Source organism: Alphaproteobacteria bacterium, assembly GCA_019695395.1.
GTDB lineage: Bacteria > Pseudomonadota > Alphaproteobacteria > JAEUKQ01 > JAIBAD01 > JAIBAD01.
On record JAIBAD010000050.1, the window covers coordinates 1 to 11,589 of the forward strand.

General features: G+C 34.9%; 11 protein-coding genes. 9 read left to right on the forward strand and 2 right to left on the reverse strand.

Going from position 1 to position 11,589, the window contains the following annotated elements:
• From K1X44_07955 to K1X44_07980, 6 genes are all read left to right on the forward strand, one after another.
• Positions 1 to 217, forward strand: a 217-nt coding sequence (locus tag K1X44_07955; protein ID MBX7147226.1) for a hypothetical protein, incomplete at its 5' end; no start/stop codon positions are given.
• 519 nt (positions 218 to 736) lie between these two features.
• A complete protein-coding gene (locus K1X44_07960) occupies positions 737 to 1,762 on the forward strand; it encodes a hypothetical protein (GenBank protein MBX7147227.1) in 1,026 nt (341 codons plus the stop codon).
• A 154-nt stretch (positions 1,763 to 1,916) separates the two neighbouring features.
• Positions 1,917 to 2,744: a cytochrome c oxidase subunit 3 gene (locus tag K1X44_07965; GenBank protein ID MBX7147228.1), complete on the forward strand. Its 828-nt coding sequence runs from the start codon at positions 1,917 to 1,919 to the stop codon at positions 2,742 to 2,744.
• Entirely contained in the window at positions 2,744 to 3,118 is a 375-nt protein-coding gene (locus tag K1X44_07970) for a DUF983 domain-containing protein (protein ID MBX7147229.1), read from the forward strand. Before K1X44_07965 ends, K1X44_07970 begins: the two co-directional genes overlap by 1 nt.
• Positions 3,119 to 3,823: an SURF1 family protein gene (locus tag K1X44_07975; GenBank protein ID MBX7147230.1), complete on the forward strand. Its 705-nt coding sequence runs from the start codon at positions 3,119 to 3,121 to the stop codon at positions 3,821 to 3,823. It abuts the gene before it with no gap.
• A 2-nt stretch (positions 3,824 to 3,825) separates the two neighbouring features.
• The gene (locus K1X44_07980; protein ID MBX7147231.1) at positions 3,826 to 5,325 is read left to right on the forward strand and encodes a carboxypeptidase M32; all 1,500 of its coding nucleotides are present in this window, start codon (positions 3,826 to 3,828) and stop codon (positions 5,323 to 5,325) included.
• Here the strand turns inward: K1X44_07980 and K1X44_07985 are convergent, their stop codons facing one another.
• Positions 5,326 to 6,390, reverse strand: a complete 1,065-nt coding sequence (locus K1X44_07985) for a hypothetical protein (protein MBX7147232.1) — start codon at positions 6,388 to 6,390, stop codon at positions 5,326 to 5,328.
• 87 nt (positions 6,391 to 6,477) lie between these two features.
• Between K1X44_07985 and thrC the strand changes: the two genes are divergently transcribed.
• Complete coding sequence (gene thrC, locus K1X44_07990) at positions 6,478 to 7,911, forward strand: threonine synthase (GenBank protein MBX7147233.1); 1,434 nt, start codon at positions 6,478 to 6,480, stop codon at positions 7,909 to 7,911.
• The gene (locus K1X44_07995; GenBank protein MBX7147234.1) at positions 7,898 to 9,169 is read left to right on the forward strand and encodes an insulinase family protein; all 1,272 of its coding nucleotides are present in this window, start codon (positions 7,898 to 7,900) and stop codon (positions 9,167 to 9,169) included. Before thrC ends, K1X44_07995 begins: the two co-directional genes overlap by 14 nt.
• Positions 9,170 to 9,177: 8 nt before the next feature.
• Here the strand turns inward: K1X44_07995 and K1X44_08000 are convergent, their stop codons facing one another.
• A complete protein-coding gene (locus K1X44_08000) occupies positions 9,178 to 9,753 on the reverse strand; it encodes a YqgE/AlgH family protein (protein MBX7147235.1) in 576 nt (191 codons plus the stop codon).
• An 88-nt stretch (positions 9,754 to 9,841) separates the two neighbouring features.
• On the opposite strand from K1X44_08000, the gene K1X44_08005 reads away from it, so the two are divergent.
• Positions 9,842 to 11,589, forward strand: a 1,748-nt coding sequence (locus K1X44_08005; protein ID MBX7147236.1) for a hypothetical protein, incomplete at its 3' end; no start/stop codon positions are given.

Below are 11,589 nucleotides of genomic sequence, written 5' to 3' on the forward strand. Positions count from 1 at the left end.
ATCTCAAAACTCATCCAAAACCCAACAGAAAAGAATGGATAAAATGCATGGCTTTGTTCAAGGACATGCTGGGGTTCAAAAATATCCAGGAGTTCAAGAGCAAGAATATAGCGGCTTTGTTGAACCCGCCCATCACCATCACCCCACCTCCCAGGATGATCATGGCTATTCCATTCTTGATAGCCGCCATCCCCATAATCAATATAAAAATTTATAAATCTTATGTGCTAAACTTATTAAAACCTTTTCTGAAGTATCAGATAATTTAAGAAGATTTAGTGATGATAACATAATAACATCGGCTATTAACTATTATTATGGCAATGAAGATAATAATAAAATTATTGGTAATGCAATATCCAGAAAAATGTGCCGTGCTATGTAGAAATGTTTGTTTTAAAGCTTTGGTTCCTGATAAGGCAGACTCAACCCATTCTTACTTACATAAGTTATGGGTGGGCCTGAGGCGGGTTCATTTACGACAAATCTATCTTATGAATTATTTGTGAATAAAGATCAGAATAATTTCTTGGTTGTCAGCAATAGTTAAGATCAACTAATTATTTAACTGTTAAAAGGCCATATTTATGTGGTCTTTTGATTTAAAGAAACTTTCATAAATTTGTAACATAATCATCATCATGCTGACATATATATTTTGTAATGTAGAGGGTATGTTCAACATTCCATAATGAATTGTGGAATGGTTGGTAATCTAAACATAAAAGGATATATCATGACGAATAACCCTATATTTAATGCAAAAAAAACACCGAAAAATTTATCCACCCCATTATTTGAAAAAAATTTTTCTGACGAAAATGCTTCTTTATATACAGAATTAAAATCTGCCCATGCTATTCCCCCAACATATTATGAATTTGGAACCATTGATGATGATACGCTTACAGGTAAGGCTGGATATCATAATGAACTTTGGGGGTATGATGGGGACGATTTTTTAATAGGAAAAGAATTAAACGACTATCTAAATGGGTGGAATGGACAGGATTATCTTATTGGGTTTGATGGGGATGATGTTCTTGAAGGTGGACCAGAATCTGATTATTTATATGGTATGAATGGGGAGGATACTGCAACATATATCAGTGCAGAAAATGGTGTTTATGTCAATCTTGCCACAGGTCGTGGATATTATTCGGATGCTGATGGTGATGTCCTAAGCGGTATCGAAAATCTTATTGGATCAACCTCTGCTGATAGACTATATGGCGATGATTATAATAACAAATTATCAGGTATTGATGGTGATGATACAATCGATGGTGGAAAAGGTGATGATAACATTTATGGTGGGGCAGGGTATGATACATTAAGTGATGGTGAGGGTTCTGATACCGTATATGCAGAATCTTATGCAGATTATGTACGCCCAACCCTTGACATTTCTAATGATCTCTTTGATGGAGGTGATGGAAAAGATATTCTTAATCTTTCATCTTTTGGATCGGATTATCAATTTAAATTTGTTTCCGCCAATGAGTTTATTTCCATTAATACAGTTAATGGTGAAACCAATCGTTACATTGATTTTGAACAGGTTGACTATAAAGGTAGAAGCCTTACCACCAATGATTTTTTAAAAGAGTTTGGAAGTTTGAGAGCAGAAACCACGGATCCATCATCCTTGCTTACCCAAGCGATAAGTAGCTTTGGTACAGAAGAATTAACATATAATGCTTCTCTATCATCGGAAGATAATCCAAATTCTAAATTCGTTTTGGTTTCTTCAGTTTTATAATACATATTATCTCCTTAAAAAAGGCCACATTATTGTGGCCTTTTATGATTTTAAGGTTAAAATTATCTTTAAAATGTGTTATTTTATAGCATTGTCTAAAATCAATAACTTTGTTAAAAAGATGTAACTTATTTTATGTCTTTAAGGTGTTATTATGACCGATCAAAATCATTCTTCCACAACAGCAAACCATCCTTATCATTTGGTTGATCCAAGTCCTTGGCCCCTTGTTGGTTCATTGGCAGCCGGGGTTGCGGCTTTGGGGTTTTATCTTTTTCTGCATGCCAATATTGTGTGGGTTTTGCCTGTTGGATTTCTGATGATTTTATTCACCATGTTCATGTGGTGGCGCGATGTTGTTCGTGAATCGGTTTTCTTAAAACTTCATACCAAGGTTGTTGAAATTGGCTTGCGTTATGGGATGGCGCTTTTCATTGCATCCGAAATTATGTTTTTTGCGGCATTCTTTTGGGCCTATTTTAATGCAAGTTTATTCCCGACAGCGGCGATTGGTAAAATTTGGCCACCTTCCAATATTCAAACCTTTGATCCTTTTGATATACCATTGATGAATACCTTAATCCTATTATTATCGGGATCAACTTTAACCTGGGCCCATCATGCGATGTTGGAAAATAATCGTCGTGATTTATTAAGAGGGTTAGGTATCACCATCCTGCTCGGTATATCGTTTACCTGTTTTCAGGCTTATGAATATCATCATGCTGCTTTTGGGTTTCAAGATGGTATTTATGCGTCAGCCTTCTATATGGCAACTGGGTTTCATGGGGCCCATGTTATAATCGGGACCATCTTTCTTATCGTATGTTTATATCGTTCTTATCGGGGGCACTTTACACCTCAAAGACATTTTGGGTTTGAAGCAGCTGCTTGGTATTGGCATTTTGTTGATGTTGTATGGCTTTTCCTTTTTATTGCTATTTATGTCGGTGGTGCTGGAACGCTTCATGGCGTTGAATAATGAACGGTTCTTATCCCAACCGATCTAGTTTTTTTAAAGTACTATGGTGCAGATGTCCGCGCTGTGGACAAGCATCTTTGTTTAAAGGATTTTTAACAGTTACCGATCAATGTTTGGTGTGTCATCTTTCTTTTAAAAATGTGGATAGTGGGGATGGACCAGCTTTTTTAGCGGTATTTATTTTGGGTGCTCTGGTGGTGGTCATGGCACTTTATTTGGATTCTTTATATCATCCACCCTTATGGGTCCATTATGTAATTTGGTTTCCTTTCACCCTAATAAGCACAATTGGTTTGTTGCGCCCCATTAAGGCATGGTGGATTTTGATGCAATATAGGTATAAAGCATCAAATTGGGATGATACATTAACATAGATGATAAAATCTTTGTTAAAATATAAAACGGGGCCAAATTTTATTACACTCATTCTATTTGTTATTTTGATGGGCCTTGGTACATGGCAGCTTTATAGGCTTTCGTGGAAAGAAAAATTAATTGCTGATATAGATCAAAGATTACATGCCGCACCCATAAATTTTTCCAATAATTTGGGTATGGCGGATCAATTTAAGCGCGCAGAAGTTAAGGGTATTTTTGATTTAACCAAAACAGTTTATATTCTATCCAAAACTTGGGAAGGTAAAAATGGCTATTGGGTGGTTAGTGCTTTTTATCCCGACAATAGCAATCAAACCCTTTGGATTAATCAGGGATGGTTGGATATAAATCAAAAAGATCAGCTGGATTTTTCTTCCGCATCTATGCCCCTAGAGATTGAAGGTATTATAAGGATACCAGAAAAATCATCTTTTTTTGTGCCTGATAATCAACCCTCAAAAAATGAATGGTATTGGATAGATATCAATGATTTGTCGCATTTTTTTAACATAAATCACTATGTTCCTTTTTATCTTGAATTGCTTCGCCCACAAATTTTTGAAAATATTTTACCCATTGGGGATAAACATCTTGATACATTACCCAACCATCATTTAAGCTATGCATTAACCTGGTATGGTCTTGCCTTAATCATGGTTTTTATTTTTGCGCGGTATACGATAAAAAATAAAGGAAAATAGATATGACAAAAGCTTCAGCCTATAATGTGTTGGAAGATTATTATCGCCAATATTATACGTTAAATGATTGTTTGGCTGTTTTATCTTGGGATATGGCCTCGATGATGCCCCAAGGTGGAATGGAATCAAGGGCTCAGCAAATGGCTTTGTTAAAGGTCATGGCCCATGACATTTTAATGCGCCCGGATATAGCTGATCTTTTTGACGCATCACTCTCAGATAAAACATTAAATGCCTTACAAAAATCCAATGTGCGTGAAATGCAACGGGTTTGGATTAACCAGACACTTATAGAAAAAAAATTGGTGGAAGCTTTATCCTTGGCTTGCAGCCGGTGTGAAGCAACATGGCGTGAAGCTAGGCAAAAATCTGATTTTCAAATGGTTCTCCCTTTTTTGCAAGAGGTACTTAATTTAACCCGCCAATCAGCGATGATGAAAGCAGAAAAATTGGGGTGTAGTTTTTATGATGCTTTATTGGATTATTATGAACCTGGAAGCAAATCTACAGATATAGATCCAATTTTTGATAATTACAGTAATTTTTTACCCGATTTTCTAGAACAAGTTTTAACCTTTCAGGCATCTTTACCTGCACCTTTACCTATTTCCGGTCCTTTTAAAGTATCAGATCAAAAAGATCTAGGTATAAAAATTATGAAATCTTTGGGATTTGATTTTAATCATGGACGATTGGATACAAGTATTCATCCTTTTTGTGGTGGGGTACCTGATGATGTGCGTTTAACTACCCGATATACAGAAGATGATTTTATGCCAGCTTTTATGGGTATTGTTCATGAAACAGGTCATGCTCTTTATGAACAACATTTACCTAAAGAATGGCGGTATCAGCCTGTGGGTATGGCCCGAAGTATGGGTATCCATGAAAGCCAATCTTTGTTTATGGAAAAGCAAATTGGTCATTCCAAAGCGTTCGCAAAATTTTTGGCCCCTTTATTTATGGATAGTTTTAAAAGAGAAGGTCCCGCCTATACACCTGATAATATTTATCGTCATTTAAACCAGGTCAAAGCAGATTTTATTCGTGTTAATGCGGATGAAGTAACCTATCCAGCCCATGTGATTTTGCGTTACAGACTAGAAAAGGCATTGATTAACCAAACTATGGAGTTGAAAGAATTACCTGATGCTTGGAACAAGGGCATGAAATCTTTATTAGGCGTTGTTCCACCTAATGATCAAATGGGGTGTTTACAAGATATTCATTGGTATGATGGAGCATGGGGATATTTTCCAACTTATACTTTGGGTGCGATGACGGCGGCCCAACTTTTTGCGGCCCTTAGTCATGACCATCCAACTATTGATCAAGAAATTGAACGCGGTAATTTTTCAACGATCAATACATGGCTTAATAAAAATATTCATCTCCATGGGTCGTCTTTGGAAATATCAAACTTACTGGTACGGGCAACAGGCAAGCCCTTGGACCCCGACATCTTTAAAAATCATTTAAAACGTCGTTATTTATCGAATTAATTATGGATTTGTTGGGTTGGAATAAAAGCGATTTAAAATAGTGGCTTGATATTTTTGTTGATTGGGAAGTTTAACTTCAATCTGGTCTGGTTCTGGTTTCGATGTAAGAGGGGGCGTGGTTAAATTAATTTGTCCGGGATTGGGTTGGTCTAGGGTAATTTGCCAATAATGGTCGGGCCATTTTACATCAATAACATTAAGGTCAGAGAAAGATAATTCAGGATCATTTTCCTCAGGGACCTCCGGTAATTCATAACGCTCCACTTCAAAAGGATCCAGGGGGGATTTTCGTTTTAAAATAATTAAACTATATCCTTTCCAGGTTGCTTCAATAGAAGCAATTTTATTACCCTCCTTATCCCAACTGGGTCCTGCAATGATAAATCTTTCACCTGCTTGCTGATCTAAGGGTGGATAGGTTAATCCTTCAATACCGTGATTTAAAATGGTAATTGATTCTTGGGCGACAACACTATTGGCTTCTGCATTATCTTCAGGAAGGGGGGATACGAGATCTTGAACAGTGCATGCAAGAAGAGATAAATCAGCATTAGGGGAACAATTTGAACTTTCTGCTGTCATGATAATTTGGGTATTTTCTATTTTATCATCTTGGGGAAGTGATAAAAGAGTATATAGACCACCTTGGGGACCCAAATATCCCACATAGGAAAGTAAAGTTTCATTAAGCCATTCTAATCCTTCGGCTGCTGTACCGGAACGTTCCCCAATAGTAATTGCAGCGGTTACATGAAGCAAATCGTCTGTAAGGTAAATTGTACCTGGGTGATTACAAGGAACCAACGCGATTTTGTTACCACTTGGTGAAAAATCAGCCTCACAAATGGGGCCAAGGGGTGGGGAAAGTCTGGCCAAAGGTTTATGATCTTGATCTAAAAGCCAAAGTTGATCATGAATATCAACTAAAAATTTTGTAACTTTTGTTTCAGCCTGACTTGGGATAGTATAAATAAGAATAGAGCAAATAAAAAGAAAACCAATAAAAAATATCTCTCTTAAAAGAGAATAAAAAAAATTTATGTCATTTTTTGGGAAAATCCTCACGATATCTTTCCTCTAACTTGCCCTTGAATTGTTTTGTTGGCTACTTTACCCTAATTAAGGCTGATTTGGCAAAGGGAATTGATCAAAGTGCGTTACATAAGTACACGAGATATCACAAAAAGCTTAGATTTTATTGAAATTGTTAAGACGGGTTTGGCCCCAGATGGGGGTCTCTATGTACCAGAATCATGGCCAGTTTTTGATCCATCAACACAAAAACTTTTATGTAAAGAGAAATCCTATCAAAAATTAGCTTCTTTTATCCTTTATCCTTTTGTGCAAGATCATTTTACAAAAGCCGAATTTGCAATGCTTATTAACGATGCGTACAAGGTATTTCATCATCCCTTAATAACTCCTTTAAAGCAACTTGATGATCGCTTATGGATTATGGAATTATTTCATGGACCAAGTTTAGCTTTTAAAGATATTGCGATGCAATTTTTAGCCAGAATTTTAAATTGGATTTTGCACCAAAAAAAACAAAGATTGATGATTGTTTGCGCAACATCGGGTGATACAGGGGCATCAGCTATTGAAGCTTTTAAAGGGCAATCCCATATTGATGTTGTTGTTCTCTACCCTAGCGGCCGTATTTCCGATATGCAGAGACGTCAAATGACAACAGTGCATTCTGATAATATAGAAGTTATTGCTTTGGATGGTACTTTTGATGAATGTCAACATTTAGTAAAAAGAATTTTACTTGATCAACATCTTCGGTCTTCTTTAAATTTATGTGCCGTGAATTCAATTAACTGGGCACGATTGATGGCCCAAATAGTTTATTATTTTATGGCAAGTTTTGTGCTGTCCGATGATGAGACAGTACCCCTTAATTTTGTTGTTCCTACAGGAAATTTTGGTAATATTTATGCGGGATATGCTGCGTGGAAAATGGGATTACCAGTTGAACAGTTAATTGTTGCCACAAATAATAATGATATCTTAACTCGTTTTTTTAATTCTGGTATGATGGCTATTCATAAGGTTGAGCCTACTTTATCCCCAAGTATGGATATTCAACAAGCCAGCAATTTTGAAAGATTACTTTTTGATTTATGCCATCATCAAACAAATGTTGTAGATAGTTTAATGAAACAATTTCAAGATAAAGGTGTTTTTGAATTTCCTATCAACCGAGACGAGAAAGCCTTTCATCTTTTTAAAGCTTATAAAACGGGTGATCAACAAACTCTTGTAACGATGAAAAATATTTACCAAAAAACTGGATATATATTGGATCCCCACACAGCCGTGGGGGTATCAGCAGCTTTACAAAATCAAAAACTGTCTTCTTCACCTAACACGGTAGTTTTATCAACGGCCCATCCTGCAAAATTTCCAGATGCCGTGTATCAAGCGCTTCATCGATATCCGGATGTGCCCCCTTATTTAACAGAATTAAAAGATAAACAAGAACGACAAAAAGAAATGCCTAATAATTTATCTTTATTTATTAACTTTATTAAAAATTGGTATCAAGAAAGATCTTCAGGAAAAACCCATGTCACAAATTAAATTAACAACTTTATCAAATGGATTACGTGTTGCTTCAGATAAAATGGCTGATGTTGAATCGGTCAGTCTTGGTGTTTGGATAGGAAAAGGTACAAGACATGAGCCAGAAGGGTATAATGGGCTTGCCCATTTTCTTGAACATATGGCTTTTAAGGGGACAAAGCGCCGCAGTTCAGTTGAAATTTCACGTGAAATAGAAAATGTGGGTGGGCATATTAACGCTTATACATCGCGTGAACAAACCTGTTATTATGCCCAAATTTTAGCCAATGATGCTTATTTGGCTGTTGATATATTAGCTGATATCTTACAAAATTCTACCTTTGATGAAAAAGAAATAAAATGTGAATGTGATGTTATTGGCCAGGAAATAGCCCAATCTCAAGATACACCGGATGATTATATTTTTGATTGTTTTTATGAAAAATTTTATCCAAATCATCCTTTGGGTAAACCTATTTTAGGCAAAAAGTCTGATATTGAAAAAATAACGAGCGACATATTACATGAGTATATAAAGACGGCATATTTGCCTTCAACCATGGTTGTAACGGCAGCTGGCAATATCGATCATGATAAATTGGTGGGTTGGGTCGAACAACTTTTTCATTATCCTCTTTCTATTATAAAACCGGAACAAAAACCTGCTTTATATAAAGGTGGGGAAGTAAAAATCCAACGTGATTTGGAACAAGTTCAATTTGTTTTAGGTTTCCAAGGATTAGATTTTTATCACAAAGATTATTACGCACTTCAAATTTTGGTGACCTTGTTGGGAGGGGGTATGTCATCCAGGCTATTCCAACAAATACGGGAAAAAAGGGGATTGGTTTATTCAATTTATAGTTTTAGCCATTCTTTTAGTGATAATGGGATGATTGGTATTTATGCAGGCACAGGCCAGAGCCAGGTTCAAGAAATGGCATCGGTTTTAACCGATGAATTGTTAAGATTACCCCATGATTTGGTTGAAGAGGAAATTGTACGCGCAAAAAATCAATTAATCGCAAGTTTGAAAATGTCAAAGGAAAGCTCCAGAAGACGGTGTGAACAACTTGCCAATCATATTTTAATTTATGGCCAATCGATAAGTTTGACCCAAATGATTAAAAATTTTAATGATGTAAGTTTAAACCAACTTCAACAAGTTGCATCAAATTTTATTAAAACACCTGCAACGTTAGCTTATTTGGGCCAAAAGGATCCAGGGAATAGTTTGAATATATTATATCAAAAATTTGGATTGAATCAAAATTAAATATAATTTTATGCATGTCCAATTTCTGAAGAAAGATGTCCAACATTGGCCCCAATTTTTTGGATGGCATGTTCCCATTTTTTTTCATAATTTACTTCAAACAATATATTTTCATCTGTCTCTAAATTAAGCCATCCATTTTCATGAATTTCTTGGTCAAGCTGACCTGGACCCCAACCCGCATATCCCAAGGTAATTAATCTTTTTTGTGGCCCTTGCCCATCTGCAATACTGCGTAAAACATTAATGGTTGCAGTTAAAGCCAGATTATTATTAATAGAAATGGTATTCGTTTCTTGGTAATCAGTTGAATGTAAAACAAATCCACGATTAGGTTCAATAGGACCACCCGAATAAATAGGAAGAGAAAAATTTATATTACTGGTAATATTTAATTCTTGAAGTAAATCTTTAAATCCGATTGATCCCACAAGTTTATTGACAACAAGACCCATAGCTCCTTCTTGATTGTGGACACAAATATAAATAACACTTTTTAAAAAACGTGGATCTTGCATTTGGGGCATCGCAATTAAAAGCTGGCCAGTTAAATAACCATTAGTTTGTTCATAAGAAGTAATCATAATTTATTTACACTTTTTAATAGAGTTAGATTTTTGTTCTGTTTATACTAGAATTCTATATAATTATTTAAATCAGGATAACAAGATTTTGATCTTTTTCTTAAGAAAAATAAATATATTTTTTTATTGGGCATTCTTTACTTTTTTTGCCCATGCAGCATCTTTGGGACAGACAGCTAATCCTAATGTTTTATTTAAAACACCTGAAGCAGAAGTTCGTGTCATAAGTAATTTGGATAGATATTATGATAATTCATCAATTATTATAGGGATATATTTTAAATTATCCCCAGGGTGGAAAACATATTGGCGTGATGCAGGGGATGCAGGGACGGGTTTACAAATTGATTGGACAGGGTCCAATAATTTAGACCATGCAGAAATTTTATGGCCTTATCCCACCAGATTTAATTTATTAGGATTAACCAGTTTCGGATATGAGGATGAAGTCCTTTTTCCAATTCTTATTACACCTAAAACTAAAAATGATATTAACCTTAAAATGCATCTTAATTTTTTAGTATGCAAAAATATTTGTATTCCTTATGAAACAAATTTTTCTTTTTTTCTTGCCCATGGATCTGAAAAAATATCATCTGAAAATCAACGTATTACAACATCTTTAAAAAAAATACCTGATACGTTAAAAGAACTGTCTTCATCTTCATTCTTTATTGAAAAAATATCTTTGGTTGATACCAAAACAAATTTGATGCTCGAGGTTTTAGCTTATAACCAAAAAGGTTTCACACAACCAGATTTATTTATAGAAAGTACATTACCCTTATCCAATCAAATAGATCATTCTATTTTTTTAGATCATGGTCGACGGGTCTTATTTCAAATCCCTTTGATTCTTAAAAAGAATATAGATGTATCAAAAGATATCATAACAAAAGAATTTCTTGACCAACAAGCTACGATAACCTTGGTTGATGGTGATCAAGCTATCGAACAAAAAGAAATTTTAAAAGAAATAAGCCCAGAAACTTTGGCAAAAAATTATACACTATCATCATCGTCATCATTGATAGGGATAGTATTAATCGCCTTACTAGGTGGATTAATTTTGAATATCATGCCTTGTGTGCTACCTGTTCTTTCTTTGAAATTTTTATCCCTTACCTATGGAACCTATGAAGATACACAAAAAACGAGGTTATATTTTTTATGCACAGCTGGTGGAATTATTACATCTTTTATAGCTTTAGGATTATTTACCATTATCCTTAAATTTTTAGGGCAAACTTTAGGCTGGGGGATACAATTCCAGCAACCCTTATTCTTAATTTTTCTATTAGTTCTAATGATTTTTTTTACTTTAAATTTATGGGGATTATTTGAAATTTCTCCACCCCAATGGTTGGTGAATAAGGTGCCAGTTTTCTTTAAAAATACAGAGCAAAATCAAACAATGATAAATTCTTTTACCACCGGATTACTGGCAACACTATTAGCAACACCATGCTCAGCCCCCTTTATTGGGACGGCTGTAAGTTTTGCTTTGGTTCGTGATATGAAACAAATTTTATTTGTTTTCTTTATAATGGGTATCGGTATGGCTTTGCCTTATCTTGGGGTTGCTTTATATCCTATGTGCATGAAATTGCTTCCAAAGCCTGGTTCATGGATGATTAGATTTAAACAATTTTTGGGTCTTTGTTTAATTGGTACGTCCGTGTGGCTGATTTATTTAATTAGTATTCAGATTGGATATCAAAAAACTATACAAATTCTTATTTATGTAAGCCTTTTTATCTGTTTATTTCTTTTTATAAAAAAAAGATTACCAAAATCAATTTTTATGGGCATAATTTTAATTTTATCTGTTGGGTT

What these genes read in the sequence shown, in the direction of transcription:
- K1X44_08000 (MBX7147235.1), bottom strand. Translation starts at nt 9,753, where the DNA reads ATGATTACTTCTTATGAACAAACTAATGGTTATTTAACTGGCCAGCTT.
- K1X44_07970 (MBX7147229.1), top strand. Translation starts at nt 2,744, where the DNA reads ATGAACGGTTCTTATCCCAACCGATCTAGTTTTTTTAAAGTACTATGG.
- K1X44_07975 (MBX7147230.1), top strand. Translation starts at nt 3,119, where the DNA reads ATGATAAAATCTTTGTTAAAATATAAAACGGGGCCAAATTTTATTACA.
- K1X44_07965 (MBX7147228.1), top strand. Translation starts at nt 1,917, where the DNA reads ATGACCGATCAAAATCATTCTTCCACAACAGCAAACCATCCTTATCAT.
- K1X44_07995 (MBX7147234.1), top strand. Translation starts at nt 7,898, where the DNA reads ATGTCACAAATTAAATTAACAACTTTATCAAATGGATTACGTGTTGCT.
- K1X44_07980 (MBX7147231.1), top strand. Translation starts at nt 3,826, where the DNA reads ATGACAAAAGCTTCAGCCTATAATGTGTTGGAAGATTATTATCGCCAA.
- K1X44_07960 (MBX7147227.1), top strand. Translation starts at nt 737, where the DNA reads ATGACGAATAACCCTATATTTAATGCAAAAAAAACACCGAAAAATTTA.